The organism is Marinomonas lutimaris (genome assembly GCF_019426345.1).
Classification (GTDB): domain Bacteria; phylum Pseudomonadota; class Gammaproteobacteria; order Pseudomonadales; family Marinomonadaceae; genus Marinomonas; species Marinomonas lutimaris.
This window is the reverse complement of the sequence record NZ_JAHLLW010000026.1, coordinates 13,299-34,863: the sequence shown is the minus strand read 5'-3', so window position 1 is coordinate 34,863 and position 21,565 is coordinate 13,299. Positions and strand designations below refer to the sequence as shown.

General features: G+C 45.7%; 14 protein-coding genes. 7 read left to right on the top strand and 7 right to left on the bottom strand.

The window, feature by feature from the left end:
• Nucleotides 1-26 precede the first annotated feature (26 nt).
• The 3 genes from KPL72_RS19430 to KPL72_RS19420 are packed head-to-tail and all read left to right on the top strand — an operon-like array spanning nt 27 to nt 5,105.
• Complete coding sequence (locus KPL72_RS19430) at nt 27-3,158, top strand: efflux RND transporter permease subunit (protein ID WP_072841984.1); 3,132 nt, start codon at nt 27-29, stop codon at nt 3,156-3,158.
• Nucleotides 3,159-3,162: 4 nt separating this feature from the next.
• A complete protein-coding gene (locus KPL72_RS19425; protein ID WP_072841985.1) occupies nt 3,163-4,557 on the top strand; it encodes an efflux transporter outer membrane subunit in 1,395 nt (464 codons plus the stop codon).
• Nucleotides 4,554-5,105: a GNAT family N-acetyltransferase gene (locus tag KPL72_RS19420; protein WP_084122631.1), complete on the top strand. Its 552-nt coding sequence runs from the start codon at nt 4,554-4,556 to the stop codon at nt 5,103-5,105. Before KPL72_RS19425 ends, KPL72_RS19420 begins: the two co-directional genes overlap by 4 nt.
• 387 nt (nt 5,106-5,492) lie before the next feature.
• Here the strand turns inward: KPL72_RS19420 and guaA are convergent, their stop codons facing one another.
• Nucleotides 5,493-7,070 (bottom strand): glutamine-hydrolyzing GMP synthase, encoded by a 1,578-nt coding sequence (gene guaA / locus KPL72_RS19415; RefSeq protein ID WP_219704122.1) that lies wholly within the window; start codon nt 7,068-7,070, stop codon nt 5,493-5,495.
• 127 nt (nt 7,071-7,197) lie between these two features.
• A complete protein-coding gene (guaB, locus tag KPL72_RS19410) occupies nt 7,198-8,664 on the bottom strand; it encodes an IMP dehydrogenase (protein WP_212916834.1) in 1,467 nt (488 codons plus the stop codon).
• Between the two features lie 93 nt (nt 8,665-8,757).
• Here guaB and xseA point away from each other — a divergent pair, with 93 nt between their 5' ends.
• Nucleotides 8,758-10,104 (top strand): exodeoxyribonuclease VII large subunit, encoded by a 1,347-nt coding sequence (gene xseA / locus KPL72_RS19405; protein WP_219704120.1) that lies wholly within the window; start codon nt 8,758-8,760, stop codon nt 10,102-10,104.
• Nucleotides 10,105-10,170: 66 nt separating this feature from the next.
• On the opposite strand, the gene KPL72_RS19400 is transcribed toward xseA, so the two are convergent.
• The 3 genes from KPL72_RS19400 to KPL72_RS19390 form a co-directional block, all read right to left on the bottom strand.
• On the bottom strand, nt 10,171-12,099 hold the full coding sequence (locus tag KPL72_RS19400) for a methyl-accepting chemotaxis protein (RefSeq protein WP_219704118.1): 1,929 nt from the start codon (nt 12,097-12,099) through the stop codon (nt 10,171-10,173).
• 159 nt (nt 12,100-12,258) lie between these two features.
• Complete coding sequence (locus KPL72_RS19395; protein ID WP_219704117.1) at nt 12,259-13,623, bottom strand: sigma-54-dependent transcriptional regulator; 1,365 nt, start codon at nt 13,621-13,623, stop codon at nt 12,259-12,261.
• Nucleotides 13,610-15,526: a sensor histidine kinase gene (locus tag KPL72_RS19390; RefSeq protein ID WP_249422360.1), complete on the bottom strand. Its 1,917-nt coding sequence runs from the start codon at nt 15,524-15,526 to the stop codon at nt 13,610-13,612. Before KPL72_RS19390 ends, KPL72_RS19395 begins: the two co-directional genes overlap by 14 nt.
• Before the next feature lie 352 nt (nt 15,527-15,878).
• Here KPL72_RS19390 and KPL72_RS19385 point away from each other — a divergent pair, with 352 nt between their 5' ends.
• From KPL72_RS19385 to KPL72_RS19375, 3 genes are read left to right on the top strand one after another with little or no spacing between them, the layout of a single operon-like run.
• Nucleotides 15,879-17,333 (top strand): cytochrome ubiquinol oxidase subunit I, encoded by a 1,455-nt coding sequence (locus tag KPL72_RS19385; protein WP_219704116.1) that lies wholly within the window; start codon nt 15,879-15,881, stop codon nt 17,331-17,333.
• Nucleotides 17,330-18,343, top strand: a complete 1,014-nt coding sequence (gene cydB, locus KPL72_RS19380) for a cytochrome d ubiquinol oxidase subunit II (protein ID WP_249422359.1) — start codon at nt 17,330-17,332, stop codon at nt 18,341-18,343. Before KPL72_RS19385 ends, cydB begins: the two co-directional genes overlap by 4 nt.
• Complete coding sequence (locus tag KPL72_RS19375; RefSeq protein WP_212916839.1) at nt 18,343-18,480, top strand: hypothetical protein; 138 nt, start codon at nt 18,343-18,345, stop codon at nt 18,478-18,480. Before cydB ends, KPL72_RS19375 begins: the two co-directional genes overlap by 1 nt.
• 97 nt (nt 18,481-18,577) lie before the next feature.
• On the opposite strand, the gene KPL72_RS19370 is transcribed toward KPL72_RS19375, so the two are convergent.
• Entirely contained in the window at nt 18,578-20,527 is a 1,950-nt protein-coding gene (locus KPL72_RS19370) for a TRAP transporter permease (protein WP_219704115.1), read from the bottom strand.
• Nucleotides 20,528-20,537: 10 nt separating this feature from the next.
• Nucleotides 20,538-21,476, bottom strand: coding sequence for a TAXI family TRAP transporter solute-binding subunit (locus KPL72_RS19365; RefSeq protein ID WP_219704114.1), 939 nt, complete (start codon nt 21,474-21,476; stop codon nt 20,538-20,540).
• Nucleotides 21,477-21,565 lie beyond the last annotated feature (89 nt).

Here is a 21,565-nt window from a genome sequence, read left to right as displayed (position 1 = left end):
TAAGATTATTAGAGAGTCTGAAATTTATGTCCCAATTTTTTATACAGCGTCCAGTGTTTGCTTGGGTTATTGCGCTTTTCATTATTTTGTTTGGCTGTATTGCGATTCCAAAGTTGCCAATATCCCGCTACCCTTCTATTGCACCGCCTACCGTGAACATTATGGCAACCTATCCAGGTGCCAGCCCACAGGCAATGAATGATGGAGTGCTAAGTCTGCTGGAAGGAGAGCTCTCCAGCGTCAAAAACTTGCTGTATTTCGAGTCCTCTGCCGACAGCTCTGGCTCGGCCTCAATCACGGTCACATTTAAGCCAGGAACAAACCCTGATTTAGCACAAATTGACGTACAAAACCAAATGAAAGCGGTGGAGTCTCGCCTACCAAGGGCCGTACGCCAAGATGGCTTAACCATAGAGTCGGCTACCTCCAACTTTCTTATGATTGTGGGATTAAAATCCGACGACAATCGCTATGATGAAATTGCCCTAAACGACTACTTAGCTCGTAATCTGGTAAAAGAATTACGTCTTATAGAGGGTGTCGGACGCGTCCAGTCTTTTGGAGCAGAAAAAGCGCTGCGCATTTGGGTAGACCCAAACAAGCTCTATTCACTGGGTTTGACAATGAATGACATTAGCCAAGCGGTGACTGAACAAAATACACAGATCACCCCTGGAAGCATAGGTACAGCACCAACAGTAGAGGGCCAACGAGTCACGCTCCCCCTAACAGCACAAGGCCAGTTAACCAGCGTGCAAGATTTTGCCAATATCATTCTGCGCGCTAACAGTAACGGCTCAAAAGTCTTGCTCAGCGATGTTGCCAAGGTCGAGATAGGTTCTCAGTCCTACGGTTTTTTGAATCGAGAAAATGGCAAAACAGCAACCGCGGCGGCCATCCAACTCACACCGGGAGCAAATGCGGTCAAAACGGCCGAAGCGGTAGAGAAGCGTTTGGCGGAGCTAAGTCAAACCTTACCAGCGGGCATGTCCTATTCGACCCCATTTAACACAGCGCCTTTCGTTAAGGTTTCCATCAACAAGGTGATCACCACGCTCCTCGAAGCCATGGTGTTAGTCTTTTTGGTTATGTATCTGTTTTTGCAGAGTATTCGCTATACCTTAATTCCCGCCATTGTGGCTCCCATCGCTTTGCTGGGCACTTTCACCGTCATGCTGTTAACAGGCTTCTCTATCAACGTGTTAACCATGTTTGGTATGGTGTTAGCCATCGGCATCATTGTCGACGATGCCATTGTGGTAGTAGAAAATGTGGAACGCATAATGGCCGAGGAAGGCTTATCGCCGAAAGAAGCGACCATCAAAGCCATGAAAGAAATCACGGGAGCCATTATTGGCATCACACTGGTGCTCACCGCAGTATTCATCCCCATGGCGTTTGCTAGTGACTCGGTGGGCGCCATCTATAAACAGTTTAGTTTATCTATGGCCGTATCTATTCTGTTCTCCGCCTTTTTGGCTCTGACACTTACGCCAGCTTTGTGCGCCACTTTACTCAAACCAGTCAAAGGCCATCATCAGCAGACACGTTTTGCCCAGTGGTTTAACCGCAGTTTTAGTCGTATGAATAACCGCTATGAAACACAAGTTGGTGCCTTTGTGAGTCGTAAAGGCTTCATGATGCTGATCTTTGTGGTCTTGTGCGCCATTTTGATTCTTATCTACCGACAGCTACCGTCTTCCTTCTTACCAGAAGAAGACCAAGGCTACTTTATGACCAGTATCCAGCTTCCGGCCGACGCCACCACAGAGCGCACATTAGCCGTGGTAGAAAAGTTTGAAGAGCATGTACTCAGTCGCCCTGCAATTGAATCAACGATGACCGTCATTGGATTTGGTTTTTCCGGCTCAGGAACAAATGCCGCACAAAGTTTTACCATGTTAAAAGACTGGGATCACCGCTCCGGCACCTCAACACAGAATGAGCTACAACTTGCAGAAGCAGCCATGGCTGATGTTAAAGAAGGCTCTGTCATGCAGATGTTGCCGCCGTCTATTGAAGAATTAGGCACCAACTCTGACATAAGCTTTTTCTTACAAGACCGCGCGAACCAAGGTTACGAGCAGTTAAAAAATACTGAGTCTCAAATGATAGATCTTGCTCAAAAGAGCACATTGTTAAAGGACTTTTATACCGATGGCTTACCTGCCGGAACCAGCATTCACTTGGAGATTGATCGTCAGAAAGCCGAGGTATTAGGCGTGTCGTTTACCAATATTAGTGAAACCTTGTCTTCAGCAGCAGGCTCGACCTACATTAATGACTTTCCAAATCAAGGTAAAATGCAACAAGTCATTATGCAAACTGAGCCCTCAGCGAGAATGCAAATTGATGACATTCTGAGTCTACACGTACGCAACAGTAGTGGTGGCATGGTGCCACTATCGGAGCTGGTGACACCGTCTTGGTCAGAGTCCATCCCACAATTGCTTCGTTTTCAAGGCTATCCAGCCATCCGCATTGCAGGTAGTGCTGCGGCTGGCGTATCAAGCGGTCAAGCCATGGCAGAGATAGAGCAACTGGCTAAGCAATTACCACAAGGCTATGCCATTGCGTGGACAGGACAAGCATTGCAAGAACGTCAATCCGCCCAACAAGCTCCCATGTTGATGGCGCTATCTATGTTGGTGGTGTTCTTAGTGTTAGCGGCACTGTACGAGAGCTGGTCGATTCCTTTATCCGTCATGCTCGTCGTGCCATTAGGCTTGCTGGGTGCTGTGCTGGCGGTTGTTTTACGAGATATGCCTAACGATGTGTTCTTCAAAGTGGGCATGATCACCGTCATTGGTCTGTCTGCAAAAAATGCGATCCTAATCGTGGAATACGCCAAGCAATTACGCGAGCAAGGTTTCAGCTTGGCAGAATCTGCGATTAAAGCGGCTAAGTTACGTCTGCGGCCCATCTTAATGACTTCCCTTGCCTTTACTCTAGGAGTTTTGCCTTTGATGCTTGCCAGCGGTGCCAGTGCAGAAACGCAACGCGCTATCGGTACAGGTGTATTTGGAGGCATGATTAGCGCGACTCTGCTCGCTATTTATTTTGTGCCCGCTTTCTTCGTATTCGTAATGAGCATTCAAGAGCGATTGGCATCTTGGACAAACTCTAATAAGACACCACCAACAGACTTTAAAGGTTAATACTATGCGTTCTCTTGTTATTGTTATGACGGTATTGCTGGCGGGATGCTCTTTAACCCCAGAGTTAACCAAGCCAGCCGCGCCGATACCAGAAAACTTTGCCAACCAAAATAGTGTTGGCACACCTTCATCCTACACTATTTCCGACCTAGGATGGCGTAACATGTTCCGTGATAAGCGCTTACAAGCGCTTATCGAATTGGCATTAGCCAACAACCGAGATTTACGTATTGCCACGTTAAATGTGGACGCTGTCAAAGCCCAATACGGCATAGCACGAGCAGAACGGTTGCCCAATATTGGCGTTACATTGGATAGCACCAAACAGCGTTCAGTCACCACGGACGGCGGTGAAAATACATCCCAAATACAAAAACAGAGTGGTCTCAGCCTTGGTATCAGCGCCTTCGAAATCGATTTGTTCGGACGCGCTCGTTCCATGTCAAAGGCGGCTTTTGCCCGTTACTTAGCAAGTGACTATGGGCATCAAGCTGCACAAATGGCGTTGATCAGCGCCATCAGTGAAGCCTACTTCGCGGAGCAAATCGCCTATGAGCAACTAACATTGGCAGAAAACACACTTACGGATTGGCAGCAATCACTCAAGATAACCTTGCAATTACGCAAAGCGAATCAAGGCAGCGAGCTGGATGTGGCGCAAGCGGAGGGGCAGGTAGCAAGCGCCGAAGCGACTCTCATCGCCAATCAAAGGAGCTTATCCCAGGCAAAGAACTTACTGCGACTACTAGTCGGCGCTGACATTCCCACCAACCTACCGGCATCAGACTTATTCTCTGATCAAGCGGTAGCCACCTCGTTGTCACCGGGTCTGCCCTCCGACTTGCTGTTACATCGTCCCGACATTTTGCAAGCAGAGCAGAACTTGATTGCCGCAAACGAAGACATTGGTGTAGCACGAGCCGCCTATTTCCCGCGTATCTCACTGACCAGCTCCATCGGCTATGCCAGCCAAGATATGAAAAGCTTAGTTGGCTCGGATAATGCCACTTGGTCATTTGCACCGCAAATTAACCTCCCCCTGTTTCAAGGTGGTAAGCTCGACGCCGAGTTGGCCCTAGCGAAGGTGCGCAAATCAACAACGATTGCCGAATATGAAAAAGCCATTCAGACAGCGTTTAAAGAAGTGGCCGACGGACTGGTTGGTAGCGAAACGTATCAACTACAAACGACTGCACAAAAGAAAGTCGTCTCCGCCGCTGAACGCAGAGCCAGACTATCCAACCTACGTTATCAAGCGGGCATAGAAAGACGCTTGGAATTGTTGGATGCCCAGCGACAACTGTATGTAGCCAAACAAACCTTACTAGACCTTAAACAGCAAGAATTGAATAATGCTGTTTTCTTATACAAAGCCTTAGGCGGTAGATTGGAACTATGAATAAGACAAAAATACATTTATTACCCGTAAGTCGAGATGAGCTCAGCACCTTTAAAACCGAGCTACAAGAAACCTTTACTGCTGCTTTGGTCGATCAATTTAGTCAGTTTGGCAGTGAACCCATTCCCTCTGACGACGATATAAACGAATCTTTTAACGCCCAAGGTGCGGTAATACGACACATTTTTTACGGACAAGAAAAGATAGGAGGCGTAGTGCTGAAGATTAATGAAGATACCCAGCACAACAGCTTGGATCTATTCTTTATCTATCCCAAACACCATGGCAAAGGCTTCGGCCTAGCGACTTGGAAAACCATTGAAGCGACCTATCCTGACACTAAGGTATGGAGCACCGTTACACCCTATTTCGAGAAACGAAACATTCACTTCTATGTCAATAAGTGTGGTTTTCAGATTGTAGAATTCTTCAACAAGAACCACTTAGAAAAGAATGAAAAAGCCCGTAGCACCGATCCCCATGATACCAGTGACTCGAGTGAAGAAGAGTTTTTCAAATTCGAGAAGGTCATGATACAAAAAACATAACGACCTTATTGATAACACGAGAAAGCTTACTGATCGAATCCAGTAAGCTTTCATTCAATACAATCAAAGCCACCACTTTGGTTTATCCAGCCTTTTTGACTGCTAAAGTGTCATAAAAAACTCTTTAGTTTTTGATAATAACGGAAGCCGTTGTATTTTTGCGACTTGGATTCCCGACTTCGCGGGAATGACTAGAAAAGTAATTTGATAGTAAGTATGACGAGCCTATTCACAGGAAAATATTGGCTTCTCGCCTTAACAAGCGTTTGCCCCCTTTTGGAATACGACAATTACTACCTATTTCCTTCAGGCAATAAAAAAACCCGCTTCAAACGAAGCGGGTTTTTAGGTGTTTCTATTTATTCAGTTAAGACGTACTTAGCTGAATTATTCCCACTCAATCGTCGCAGGTGGTTTAGAAGACACGTCGTACGTCACGCGTGAGATGTGTTCGATTTCGTTAATAATGCGACCAGATACGGTTTCTAGCAATTCGTAAGGAAGGTGAGCCCAACGCGCTGTCATGAAATCGATGGTTTCAACGGCTCGAAGCGCAACAACGTATTCATAACGACGGCCATCGCCCACTACACCAACAGATTTAACTGGTAAGAAGACGGCAAAAGCTTGGCTTGTTTTATCATACCAACCAGAACGGCGTAGCTCTTCGATGAAGATAGCATCCGCACGACGAAGAATGTCTGCGTATTCTTTTTTCACTTCACCCAAGATACGAACACCAAGACCTGGCCCTGGGAACGGATGACGGTAAACCATGTCGTAAGGAAGACCTAGCTCTAGACCTAACTTACGCACTTCGTCTTTAAACAATTCACGAAGTGGTTCAACCAACTCCATTTTCATATCATCAGGTAGACCACCAACATTGTGGTGAGACTTGATAACATGAGCCTTGCCAGTTTTTGAAGCCGCAGATTCGATTACGTCAGGGTAAATCGTGCCCTGCGCAAGGAAGTCAATACCATCCAATTTAGATGACTCTTCATCGAAGATCTCAATGAAGGTATTACCAATGATCTTACGTTTTTTCTCAGGGTCGTTTTCGCCAGCCAACTTACCAAGGAACAAGTCTTCTGCATCAACACGGATAACTTTCACCCCCATGTTGTCTGCAAACATCTTCATTACTTGATCACCTTCGTTTAAACGAAGCAAGCCGTTGTCGACAAAGACACAAGTCAATTGGTCACCAATCGCTTTATGAAGCAATGCCGCCACAACAGAAGAATCCACGCCACCAGAAAGAGCTAGAAGAACTTTTTTGTCGCCAACTTGTTCTTGCATGCGTTCAATCGCATCTTGTGCAATGTTTGCCGGTGTCCACAAAGTATCACATCCACAAATATCTACGATGAAACGAGATAGAATACGGCCACCTTGTAACGTATGCGTTACTTCTGGGTGGAATTGTACACCGTAGAATTTCTTAGCTTCGTTCGCCATCGCTGCGATTGGGCAGCTATCCGTAGATGCCATCAAAGTGAAGTCTTCTGGCATTTCAATCACTTTATCGCCGTGGCTCATCCATACATCAAGCAAGGCAACGCCATTGTTTGCAATGTGATCTTGGATCTCATCGAACAATGCTGGGCCTTCATGCTTACGAATTTGTGCGTAACCAAACTCACGAATTTCAGAACCTTGAACTTTACCGCCCAATTGCTCTGCCATGGTTTGCATGCCGTAACAAATACCAAATACCGGCACGCCCAATGTAAATACTGCTTCTGGCGCACGAGGAGAACCGGGCTCAGGAACGGATTCAGGACCACCAGCAAGAATGATACCTTTAGGATCGAAGTCGATAACGTCTTGATCTTCCATATCAAAAGCACGAACTTCACAGTAAACACCAATTTCACGAACGCGACGCGCAATCAGCTGAGTGTACTGAGAACCGAAATCAAGAATAAGAATTTTATGAGCGTGGATATCTTGCGACATTATTAGCCATTCCTTTCACTCTACTTAAGAGACAAATCTTTTCGTAGAAGTAATCAATAAATAGTAAGAGCAGTAAATAAAGATGGGGCGTGTTGTACGCCCCATCTCAGTATCAAATTATCTTGGATTAACCAGCGTGATAATTCGGCGCTTCTTTTGTAATCGTCACATCATGGACATGACTTTCACGAATGCCTGCGCCTGTAATTTTTGAGAACTGTGCTTTCGTACGCATTGTCTCAACATCTGGCGAACCAGTGTAGCCCATGGAAGAGCGAACCCCGCCCATCAACTGATGGACAACCGCAGCCATCGGACCTTTAGAAGGAACACGACCTTCTATACCTTCAGGAACCAATTTCTCAACACTGCTTGAATCCTGGAAGTAGCGATCACTTGAGCCTTGAGATTGCGACATTGCGCCTAGCGAACCCATTCCACGGTATGCTTTAAAAGAACGACCTTGGAATAAAACAACTTCACCCGGCGCTTCATCTGTACCAGCAAGTATACCGCCAACCATGACAACACTTGCGCCAGCAGCAATGGCTTTACTGATATCACCAGAAAAACGTACACCGCCATCAGCGACTACAGGAATGCCGCGAGGGTTCATTACTTCAGCCACATTTGCCACAGCACTGATTTGAGGAACACCAACACCTGTCACAATACGAGTTGTACAGATAGAGCCTGGACCGATACCCACTTTCACGCCATCAGCGCCAGCATCAGCAAGGGCAATTGCCGCTTCAGCCGTCGCAATATTGCCGCCAATCACTTGAATGTGTGGGAAGTTTTCTTTTACCCAACGAACACGGTCAATAACACCTTTAGAATGACCATGCGCCGTATCCACAACAATGATATCAACGCCAGCATCAGACAAAGCTTTCACTCGATCGCCAGTATCTGCGCCAGTACCAACAGCGGCACCAACACGCAAACGACCTTGATCGTCTTTACAAGCGTTAGGGAAGGTAGTGGCTTTATTAAAGTCGGTTACAGTAACCATGCCACGCAATTCAAACTGCTCATTCACAATCAGCACTTTTTCAATGCGATTTTCATGGAGCAACTTGCGAATAGAACCAGATGAAGCACCTTCAAGCGCCGTCACTAGGCGATCTTTTGGTGTCATAATGTCAGAGACTTTTTTATCGTAGTCTTTAACAAAACGCACATCACGGCTTGTTACGATACCAACCAAGTCAGTACCTTGAACAACTGGAACACTTGAAATGCTGTTCGCAGCCGTCAAATCCATTAGCTCTTGAACGCTGGCTTCAGGATTGATGGTAACAAGATCACGAACGATGCCGCTTTCGAATTTTTTCACACGACGCACTTCACGAGCTTGCTCTTCAATGGTCAAGTTTTTGTGCACAATGCCTATGCCACCTTCTTGAGCCAGAGCAATCGCCATGCGATGTTCAGTAACGGTATCCATCGCTGAAGACGTAAGCGGAATATTTAACTCAATGTCTTTAGTGATTTTCGTTTTGAGGCTAACATCCTTAGGAAGAACTTCGGAATAGCCGGGGATAAGCAATACGTCGTCAAACGTTAAAGCTTCTTGCACGATTCGTAACATAATGGGGAGTTTCCAATGCCAACAAGGGTGTTAAGATGGCAAGTAATTCTACTCCAATAGTTGCATTCGGTAAATCAAAACCACGAGAGATTGATGAAAAATTTTACAACTTCAGCGCCACAAGAAACGGCTTTTACCGTATCGCAGCTAAATAGACAAATACAACAACTACTTGAAGCCAGTTTGCCGTGGATTTTAGTGGAAGGTGAAATCTCCAATCTCGCCAAGCCGAGCTCAGGACATTGGTACTTTTCCCTCAAGGATGACAAAGCTCAAATACGCTGCGCTATGTTTAAAGGCAAAAATGCCGCTGTACGCTTTAAGCCCAAAGATGGCGACATGGTTCGTCTACGTGCTCGCGTCACTTTTTACGGCCCAAGAGGCGACTGCCAACTCAGCGTCGAAAGCATGGAGTCTGCTGGCGAAGGCGCATTGCAACAAGCGTTTGAGCGACTAAAAAACAACTTACAAGCCGAAGGCCTATTCGCGCCGGAACACAAAAAACAACTGCCCACAAAACCAGAGCGTGTTGCAATCATCACTTCACCGGTTGGTGCTGCGGTGCGCGATATGATCATTGCCTTCCGTCGACGCTTCCCATTAACTGAACTGACAATTCTGCCCTCTTTGGTACAGGGCCAGGACGCTGCCAAAAACATCCTAAGACAATTACAGCGAGCTGATGGTAGCGGACACTTTGACGCGATTATTCTCGGTCGCGGTGGCGGTTCGCTAGAAGACTTATGGAGTTTTAACGATGAGACCTTGGCACGAGCAATTTTTGCTGCCCAAACTCCTATTGTTTCTGCCGTAGGTCATGAAACAGATTTCACTATTGCGGACTTTGTCGCCGATGTTCGCGCCGCCACACCGACGGCTGCCGCTGAGCTTTTAAGCCCAGACCGTAATCAATTGATTAGACAAATTGAACAGCAAGAAAAGCAACTGGTTCGACGCATGTCTCGCATTCTCGAACAAAGTCAGCAACAGCTCGACTTCATGACCAAACGTATTCGCCATCCAAAAGAACGAATCGAGCAACAACAGAATCAACTTGAACAACTCAAACGCCGTTTGCAACAAAGCATGCAGCGCAAAATATTAGAGCAACAAACCCAAACCACGAATTTGGCTCATCGCCTAGAAAGAAACAGCCCGACTCGTCGTGTCGATCAAGACAGACAAAAGCTCAAAGACACCGACGCTCGACTGGCTCGTGCATTGAGCAACACCCTAACTAACAAGCAAACAGCCTTTGCACGCATCGTCGACAAACTCAACCTCGTCAGCCCGCTTAATACTTTGGCTAGAGGCTACGCCATTGCATCAAAAGACAAGCAAGTGATTCGCTCCGTTAAGGACGTTAAAAAAGGTGATGCTATTTCGGTAAGGGTGCAGGATGGAGTCATTTCGTGTGACGTAACATCAAGTCAAATCTAACAATATGCTCCAGTAAGTTTGTACCAAGCTCAATAAATAAGACTTGGTACAGACCATTAAATGCCATCACGTCACTTTGAACAACTCGACTTTATCTTTTAGGTGTCTCATCTCTTCACCAATGGCATTGGTTGCTGCTCGACTTTGATTGAATAATTCGGCTGTCTGCTCGCTTTGTGCCGCCAACATAGATAAATGTTGGTTAATATCCTCCACAGAAGCATTTTGAATACCCGCCCGCTCGGCGACCTGCTCATTCATATCGAATAGTTGCTGCAAGAAGGCATCAAGCGTATTTACTTTTTCTGACACCAGCTTTTGACTGTCTAGGGTCTGAATACTTTTCTCACAGGCAACATCCATCTGCGATGTCACTTGAGTCGATGCACTTCTCAGCTGAGTAATGATACTTTGAATTTCATTGGTGGATTCGCTGGTTCGTTGCGAAAGCATACGAACTTCATCCGACACTACCGCAAAACCGCGACCATGCTCGCCCGCCCGAGCCGCTTCGATTGCCGCATTAAGAGCAAGCAAATTGGTCTGTTCTGAAATCGAGCTGATCACATCCAAAACAGAGACAATCTTCTCTATATTTTCATTCAACTCGGTCAAACTGGATTTGCTTTGCAACATATCGACTTCCAGTGCTTCGAGGAATATCAAACTGCTCTGAACTTCTTTATTCGCTTGCTGAAGCTCGGCATTACTTTGATCCGACAACTCACCCGCTTTGGTGGCTAAATCTTTTACCTGCGCACTCTGCTCAGTGATGTCTTGGGTAGAGTTAAAGATCTGATCCACCGATTGCTTCTCAGCCTCAGAGGCTTGAGAAAGTTCATCCACCTGTTGATGCAAACCAGCAATAGCACCATCGGTCGTTTTAACAGCATCATTCACAGTCAAAAGCGAACTTTTCAAAGTTGATAGCAAAGAGTTAACCGCGTCAGCCAAACCACCAATTTCAGCCTTGTCAGAACTTTTAATTTGATAATTGAGATCTAAGTTATCAGAAACATAACGAACATCCTTGCCAATAGCGACAATAGGACGAGTCAGCGAGCCAATAACGAAATGAAGAATGAGCAGAGAAATTAGAATAAAAACGATAGAGTAGAGAAACGCATTCTGTAACTGAGAATAAATCGGCGCCATGATCTGCTGTTTCGGCACCGCGAGCATAATGAATCTGTCTAACACTGGAACCCACAAAGAACCAAGATAAAAGACCTGTCCATTAATGGTCACATCATCCAACACCACCTCGCTTTTATTACCCAATAGGTTAACAATATGATTTTTGTCGATTAACTCCATAAATGGAGAATCGCCTTTCGCTTGAATCACACCATCACTTGTTACCAACATCGCACGGCCCTGCTGACCGACTTGGAGCTTCTGAACCATATTAATCAGCTTATCGGCATTAATTCCTAAGCCAGCTACCGAAAAAGGTTTATTGGTATTCGGATCCATAGAATCACTACGATAGTTAATAAACAGCATCGAATTTTCATACTGCAAATTCAATTCATAGTCATGACCCGTAGCCAAGAAGTTTGGATAAAACTCTTTGTATGGATAGTCTGATAACGGCGTCCTAAAAAAGTCTTTCTCATAGCCAAAATATTCCAAACCATTTGGGCCATTTAATACATAAAAAGTCGAGTCACTTCCTGCGATCTCTTTCACGGATTTCAGCTTAGCTTCTATGAACGCAATCTGGTTATCTGGCGCACCTTTACTCACCCAATCTTCAACGAAGTTGTCGTTTGTCATCAGATGAGAGGCTGTAATTAACGGAGTAATTTCTGTACTGATTTGCGAGGCTAGATTACTGAGATGGGTTGGTAAAACTTCTTTTTTTAACTGTTCTAGCTCTGTGTCTAGTGTGGAAAGAGCCTGAGTACTGACAGAAACAACAGTACTAACAACAAGCAACACAGCAAGAACAGAGAACATGCGACTTCTAATGGATAGACTTTGCCACTTCATAATAACGTCCTTATTATTCATTCTTATTGTAAAGTTATCGTCAAATACTACACCGCAACTCATGACAAAAACAAAACAATTTTCTTGCTATAAATAACAACGCCATGAACCAAAGAAAGCATTGACTCCAATCAAGAAAAAATTCATCTCTGAGAATCTTCACAACCCATAGCGCTCGATTTTCTTAATCAACCCTTGTCGAGAAATCCCCAACTGCTTAGCCGCTTGGGTGCGGTTGCCTTGATTCTTCTCTAAGGCTTGGGTAATCAAACGAATTTCAAGGTCACGCACCTGCTCATCCAGCGAAGCGTCACTTGTTGGCAAATTAACCGACGTTGGGCGAATTTTCTCGCCATTTGGGTACAATAGTTGAATGTCTTCCATGGTAATTCGTCCTTGTGGACAAATAGAAGCCACGCTTTCTAGCGTATTTTTCAACTCACGCACGTTACCAGACCAAGGCTGATCACGAAACCATTGCACAGCTTCGGGGCTAAGCTGTAATTGCTTAGTTTGCTGACTTTGCAAGCGCTGTAGAAATGACTGTAGCAACACAGGAACATCTTCGAGTCGCTCCGACAGCGCTTGGGTTTCAATATTGACACCCTTAATGCGGTAATACAGATCTTCTCGAAAACTACCTTCTCGGACTTTTTCAAGTAAGTCTGCATTGGTCGCAGAGATCACTCGAATGTCGATGTGCTTCTGCTCTCGTCCTCCCACAGGAAAGAAGGTACCTTCCTGCAACACCCGCAGCAACTTGACCTGCATAGCTAATGGCATTTCGCCGATTTCATCCAAAAACAAGGTACCGCTATCGGCCAAACTCAATAAACCGACTTTGTCTTTTTCCGCCCCAGTAAACGCGCCTTTCACGTAACCGAACAACTCGCTTTCTAATAAATCAGCAGGAATCGCGCCGCAATGCACAGAAACAAACGGCTTGGCTGCGCGATGACTCAAGTCATGCAAGGTGCGCGAAATCACTTCTTTACCGGTTCCCGATGGCCCAGTCACCAAGACCCGTACATCCGTCGGTGCGATTCGCTCCACCAGCGCCCTGACCTTTTGCGAACTCATCGAATGACCGATATACGCAGACGCACCTTGGGAAGAATGACTAACTTGCTTGAGCTGAGTCAGCTCTCGTTCTAAGGTGGTTTTGGTGATCGCTCGGCGCACTACAACCGCTAACATATCTGGGTCAATCGGCTTGGCAATAAAATCCCATGCGCCAAGCTCGATGGCTTTAAGCGCCAAGTCACGATCCGCATGGCCAGTAATAATAATCACCGGACGACCAGCAAATTCATCCATAGCGCCCAAGGTTACTTGCGGATCAAAATGCGGCGGCATGGACAAGTCTAATAGCACTAAATCCGCATCAAACGATGCCAAAGTACTTCGGGCTTCGTCTAAACTACCCGCCGTTTTCACATGATAATCTTGATTCGCCAACCAACGACTAGCCAGTTCGCGAAACGCTGGTTCATCGTCGACCAGTAATATTTTATTTTGTGTCATGAAATTCTCTATTTGAAATCGCAGCGCCAGAAAAATGGCGAGGTAAAATAAGCTCAAATGTCACCGGCCAAATCGAATCGGAACGGTGTCTAATCTTCCCGCCATGAGCATCAACAATACGGCGTACTATTGCTAAACCAAGACCACTGCCGCCTGCTCGCTTAGTCACAAATGGTTGGAACAAAGCCTCATCTTGTAGACTTGGGTCGATAGCGGGCCCATTGTTATGCACTTGGATGACTATCTGTTGATCTTGTTCTTTAGCTTCAATAGATAACTTGCCATCTGGCATATTGCGCAAAAAAGACACGGCGTTATCAATGAGATTGATAAACACCTGTTGTAATCGTTGTGGGTCAGCATCCAGCTCTATTGTTTCATTTATATCTAGCTCAACCGCCACACCTTCTAGCTGAGCCTGCGCCAGAATACTCGCTATTAAAGATCGTAACGGTGTAGCGACAACTTGTAACGTCAAGCCACCGGAATACACCAACATATCACTCACCAAACGATCGGCGCGTTTAAGCTGAGTCTGAATATGCTGACGCGTTTCGGCTGGCGCGTCATAGGCCGCCATTGAAATTATATTAAGTGGATTGCGTAGCTCGTGGGCCATTGCTGCTGACAAACTGCCCAACTCAACCAGATGCTGTTCGTCCATGCGTTTTCGTTCTGCCGCAGCCAAGGCCAGCGACCTTTCAAGCAAACCACAACTGGTCGAAAACAAGGATGCAAACACTTCCGCCGTCAAACGCATGCCAGGGCTGGCATCTTCCCAACCGATTAATACAAAGTGCCAATCAGAATCTGACCGAGACACTCGAATTGCCAAGGCATCATTCTGCTCCTTAACGGGATAAGCAGAACGTTGCAGCTGAATTGCCACACTACGCCTTATCTGTAGAGAAAGTAAACGCTCACCAATAGCGATCAATTGCGGCCAATCTTGCGCTTCTTTAAGCTGGGTTGACCAAGTATCCAACACAGCTTCATTTAATAAAGCGCCAGGATAAATAAGCCGAGAAACCAAACGACTCAAAGGCTGATAAATGACAGCCGCGACAACCAAGATAAATAGGGAATACAACCAAAGCTGCCAACTGGGAACATTCGCTAACGCCTGTAAACCAATTCGTCCAGACACCACACTGATCACTGCGATGACACAGAGAATTACCAGCATCATGGCAACCCAAAGCAAGGCCCGATTGGCGAACGCATTCACCGATAAAATTTGATAACGCACCACCGCGTAGACCAGCAACAGCAAATAAGTTGGCAGCAGTAACATAGGGTAAGGAAACCAACTTATACCAAAGGAGGGAAATACAAAGCTGGTCGCCAACAACAAGCCCCAAGCTCCAACACCAAACATGGCGAGAATGGAGCGTTTCTTGTTACCAGAATGTCGATACCAGCCAAACAACAGCACGCCATGAGCCAAGATGCCGATCAACACCGTATAGGCAAGATTCCATGTCCCCGCCTCAGTAAAGATAAAAAAGGAACGCGTGTCGAGCGTACTAATCGCATCTCCAGCGCCGATCCACCAGCTTTGTAATACCACAGCAAAACTGGTCAGATAAAACCAAGGCACCACTTGATATAAGCGCTCTAGCATCGGCTCTTTAACCGAGCCAGAGTTCACAAAACGAATCGCAAAGTGCAAGAAGAAGGTCGGCATCAACGGGTTGGCCAGAATGATATGAATGCCAATTTGCTCGTAGCCTTGAAACAAAACCACATGTCCAAAGCACCAAATCGCCATCATAATGGCAAAACCTGCCAAGGCTTGCAGATCGCTTTGCTTTCGCGCTCGCCACAATAACCAAGCCGCTACCAATACGCCGCATACGCTCGTCACCAGCATGGCAACTTCAAACATCAATGAAAGCGTCAAAATCGTAAACCTCGTTTACACCTGAAAGTGAGAAAATCGTAAACCTTTTTTACACCGCAAGCAAAGATATAAATTTTCCTTTTAAAATCAAAGATATAAATTCCATTAATAGTTGGCCTGTCCTTTGCTCTACTAAAAGCAATCTTTGATCCATATCAAACTATTATCAACTTATAGGACAAGCATCATGAATACTGGCTTTTTAATGACTGAAATCATCGCACTTTTTAGCATTGTAGGTTTAGCCCTATTACCTCTGGCCTTGCAGCAAATGCGTACGCTAAGAATTAAGAGAAACGCCTAACCTTATCTATATATCTCTTAACGCTTATTGATACCCAAGGGAGCCATTATGGACCTCGACGTTGCCATCTTATCTCGCATACAGTTTGCTTTTACTGTGAGCTTTCACATTATTTTCCCCAGTATCACCATTGGTTTGGCGACACTGATCGCCATTTGGGAAGGCATGTGGCTAAAAACACATAATCCTTATTACCTCCAATTGGCTAAATTCTGGATCAAACCTTTTGCGATAACCTTCGGTATGGGGGTGGTTTCTGGCATCGTTTTGTCCTATGAATTTGGCACCAACTTCTCCAAATTCTCGGAGATTACTGGCGCGGTACTTGGGCCGCTGATGGCCTATGAAGTACTGACCGCTTTCTTCATGGAAGCCGGTTTCCTTGGCGTCATGCTATTCGGGTGGCAACGTGTTGGTCGCAAGCTGCATTTCTTCGCCACTGTCACCGTTATGATAGGTACTTGGATTTCAGCGTTTTGGATCATAGTGGCGAACTCATGGATGCAAACACCGACTGGCTACAAGATTATCGATGGCAAGTTTGAAGTCGAAAGTTGGATGGCTGTCATCTTCAATCCATCAATGCCCTATCGCCTCACTCACATGGTGGTGGCGTCATTAATTACCGCGACTTTCGTGGTGGCTGGTATCAGCGCTTATTACTTGTTGAAAAAGAAAAACATTCCTTTTGCAAAAAAAGGCCTATCCATGTGCATGTGGTTTGCCTTGGTACTCACTCCACTACAAGCATGGATCGGTGATATGCACGGTTTGAACGTAAAAGAACATCAGCCGACCAAATTGGCGGCGATGGAAGGAATTTGGCCAGTGGAAGAAGAAAACGTCCCGTTATTGTTATTCGCTATGCCTAACATGAAAACCGAGTCGAATGATTATGCAGTCGGTATTCCAAACCTTGGTAGCTTGATCCTGACACACTCGTGGGATGGCGCGGTGCAAGGTCTAAAAGCGGTACCGCCAGAAGACAGACCGAATGTACCGTTAGTATTTTGGTCTTTCCGTGTCATGGTAGGTATTGGCTTTGGCATGATGGGTATCGCGGCACTAGCGCTCTTGTTACGCCGTAAAGGCCGCTTATATGAAAACAAAGCCTTCCTGTCTCTCGTAACATTATTTACCCCTATGGGAGTCATTGCAGTACTGGCTGGTTGGTATGTGGTAGAAATTGGCCGTCAGCCTTGGATTGTCTATAACCTGGTTAGAACATCCGAGATAGTATCGCCACTTCCAGCGGAACGCGTGCTCTTTACCTTAACCATGTTTGTCATCATTTACAGTCTGCTGATCGGTGTTTATCTCTACTTCATGCGTAAGCTGATTAAGAAAGGACCGCCATCAATGGAAACACTAGAGCAGCAACTGATTGGTATGAAAGCGCCGGGCTATGCATTGGCTTGGGTGAAGTCGCTAACATCGAAAGAACAACAATCGACAGATCTGAAAACAAAAGATCAACCAATAATCGCACAAGGAGATAAATGATGGATTTGGCCCTTTTCTACTTCCTTGTCTTAGGCTTTGCCATCTTTATGTACGTGTTACTCGATGGCTTCGACCTAGGGATTGGCATTCTCTACCCTTGGTTTAACCAAGAAGGCGAGCGTGATCATTTAATGCGTTCTATTTCACACGTTTGGGATGGCAACGAAACCTGGTTGGTGTTTGGGGGCGTGGTGTTATTCGCCGCGTTTCCTGCGGCTTATGCTGGCATTACCTCAACCTTTTACTTACCTATCATGCTGATGCTGTTTGCTTTGATCTTTCGTGGCGTGGCGTTCGAATATCGCTTTAAGTCCGATACGTCTAGACCTTATTGGGATTTCGCTTTTAGTGCGGGTTCTGCCATCGCGGCGTTTTGCCAAGGCATGTTGCTAGGCTCAATCGTTCAAGGCGTTCCCGTCGGTGTCGACAGTTTATCCAGTCTACATTGGCTAACGCCGTTTTCTATATTAACTGGCTTTGCCGTAATGGCTGGTTATGCTCTATTAGCCGCTTGTTATCTGTTTATGAAAAGTCGCGGACGCATTCAAGATCACGCAGCTAAGTTAGGCAAACGCCTCTTATTGATCACTATTCTAGCCATGGTCATCGTGAGTTTGTGGACAGTGGCCAGCCAAGTAGACATTCGTCAGCGTTGGTTCTCTGGTTTGAATTTCTTGTGGTTATCGCCCTTGCCTATTATCACCTTGGTGGTTGCATTGTTGGCTTGGAAAGATCTAAACAGTCACGCCACAGGAACCGTTCACCATGAAGGTCGACCATTTTGGTATGCTGCCACCTTGTTTTTATTAGGCTTCGCGGGGCTTGTGGTCGGCTTGTTCCCTTATCTAATACCAAGACAATTAACCTTTATGGAAGCCGCATCGCCTGACAGTAGCTTGCTCTTCTTGCTGCCGGGAATTTGCATCTTCGTGCCATTGATCTGCGCTTATACCTTATGGGGCTATCGCGTCTTTGCTGGCAAGGTGGAAGATTATCAGGAGGGCTACTAATGTCTCTAAAAAGCCTGAAAGAAAAAGCCGCCAAGCTCAAATCGTGGCAATGGTTTTTACTCTTATACGGCGTCGGTTTTATTGCAGTATTAACCGCGTCTTACGGCATTAAGCTGCTGATGACTGGATTGCCTTAAAGAGGCGTAGTTACCAAGAAAATTGATTAAAAAAAGCGCACATTTCATTTATAGAAATGTGCGCTTTTTAGTGTCGTTTGCTTGGTTTCCTAAATTATTAAGCTTCAGATTTGATGGTATTGGGCTTTGTTTGAATGCTTGCTTTGAATAGCAACCCTGCAAATAACACAATACCGATAACACGAGCGCCCAGCACAGCAATAGACGTGTCCGTTGCCGCTGCAGGCCAAGCGATTAATACCGCTGTGACCACATAGGTTAATCGAGTAGGCCAAGATAAGTTCTCACGTAACCAGCCAGAAAAACCGATGCTCATTGATGCAGTTGCCAAGGTCGCAAACGAGATCGCAGCGATAACACTTGCAGTTGTTCCGATTAACAAAATACCCGGCATAGTGACGAACAAGAATGGCACCAAGAGTTTTACAAAACCCAAACGCATAGATTCAATCGCCGTCTCATTAGGATCTGCTCCAGAAATAGTAGAAGCAGCGTAAGCGGCCAATGCGACAGGTGGAGTAATAGCTGACACCAAACCAAAGTAGAAAATGAACATATGCGCCGACAAGGTTTCCATACCTAACTGTGTCATCGCCGGAGCAACCAATACCGCGAGCAATAAATACGCCGCCGATGTCGGTAACCCCATCCCTAAGACAAAAGACGCCAACGCAGTGAGCAGCAAGACAGCCCACAAATTACCGTCGCCCAGTTCAATGATCAAACCAGACAACATCAAACCCATACCGGTTAAATTCAATATCCCGATAATCACGCCTGCTGCAGCTACGGCAGCTACGATTGGCAGAGTTGAAGACAATGTCTCTTTACAAGCAGCTATAATATCTAGCGCATTTATACGAGTGGCTTTTTTCCAAGGACAAACTAGCAAACCAGCTAGAATCCCCATAACAGCTGCTTGAGTTGGTGACTTGCCTGAAATCATCAGACCGATCAAAACTACCAATGGAAGCAGAAGATAGCTCTTCGTTCTCAGAGTTCTTAGTAACAACTGTAAGCCCGCTTCTGTATCTCTTGCTAAGTTAAGACGTCCTGCCTCAAGGCGAACCGAAATCATCAAGGCTAAAATATACAAAAGAGCGGGAACCAAGGCCGCCATTGCAACTTCAGCATAAGGAATCCCAATCATTTCTGCCATCAAGAAAGCAGCTGCGCCCATTACTGGCGGCATAATTTGCCCAGCCGACGACGCAGCGGCTTCAATAGCACCAGCCAATTTTGCGCTGTAACCCACACGTTTCATCAATGGAATGGTAAAGGTACCTGTGGTCACTACGTTCGCGACAGCACTCCCGTTAAGCGAACCAAGCAATGCACTAGATAAAGCCGCAGACAAACCAGGACCACCTTGCACACGCCCCGTCAAACCACGGGCTAAATCAACAAAAACCTCACCAGTGCCAATCTTAGTTAAGATGGCACCAAACAAACCAAATAGGAAAATATATTCAACGGCGACCCCCATTGGCACACCATAAACCCCTTCAGTCGATAACATCAGGGTTGAGGTAAAACGACTAATGTCATAACCACCGTGACCATATTTACCGGGGATCAAATAGCCAAAGTACGCATAAAGGAAAGCGAGGGTCATTAAGGTAATCAATGCCCAGCCTACCGCGACACGAACAAAAACAAACACCACCACAATAAGAGCAATAAAGATCAACCTATCTTGCTCTACCGACATAGCGCCACGCATGACAATATCAATGTAGTAATGCCACAAATAAGGTCCAGGAATTAACGCCAATAGAGCTAATAGATAAAACGCTCCACGACCCACGACACTTTTGTATCTCAGCGCATAAAACAGCATGGCAGCCGCTGCAACTAAAGAGAAAAACGACGATCTCAATAGCAACGCGGTAATGCCACCATAATACGCACCGTAAAGTACAAGACCGGCGATTCCAGCGGCGATCACACTAAACAATAAAGAGACTGCTAGACGTTCCTTGCCACCAGCGAATTTTGATTCAAGGAGCAAGCTTTGAAAGCCATTGCTGGAACCTGAATTCAACATAATGACGCTCCTATTTTCCGTTTACTTCGTCATAATATTTTTTCGCACCTGGGTGCAAAGCAATAGGAGTACGTTTCGCCGTTTCTAACGAAATTGCTTTTGCCTGCGGGTGAATTTGACCTAGTTCATCTAGATGAGAAAAAATAGTTTTGGTGATGTTATAAATTTTGCTCTGATCTTCTTTACCGCTCGTAAACAAAATCGCTGGATCATTAATCATCAAGACTTGTTTACTCTGATCAGGATAAGTGCCTGTTGGCAAAGAGAAAGCTTGGTAGAAAGGATATTTCTGAATCAAACTATCTAGTTTCTCAATACTGGCAGACAAAAGCTTCATGTCTGTTTGCGAGTCTAGGTCAATCAAAGAGGAAGTCGGTGCACCAGCCAAAACCACTGTAGCGTCAACTTGACCGTTCACCAGTGCTTTTACACCTTCATTGTATGAAAGAAAACGTGGTGTGATGTCGTCAAAGACACCGTACTCTTGCAACAAACGAGTTGCCAACACTGCAGCATTGCTGCCCGGAGGCCCCATGCTAACGCGCTTACCTTTTAACTGCTCAAAAGAGTCGACACCATTTCCGGAAATCGTTGCAACTTGCAATACGGCTGGATATAAATAGGCAATACTGGCAACATCCAAAGGTCCGCTCACTTTAAATGGGCCTTCGCCATTCTTAGCTTCAAATAGTGTAGAGGAAGAGGAAAGTCCAAGTGTCATTTGACCAGCGGCTACGCGGTGGTTGTTCTCAACAGACGCGCCGGTTACTTCAGCTCGCGCCGTGGTGTTTTCCATATATTTATTAAGAGTTTCAGAAATACCCGCGCCAATCACATAAAACAAACCACCGGTTCCGCCGGTACCAATGGATACGCGCTCAGCAGCTTGTAAAGGGCTATTTACTAAGGTCGCACACAAAGCGCTCGCTATAAGCAGTTTTTTAAACATAGTATTCTCCAACTTATTTTTGTTTTGTTATTGCCTAAAACACTTTAGCGAGGAAACCTTTCATGAACCTTTCATGGGTCTTTAATAAC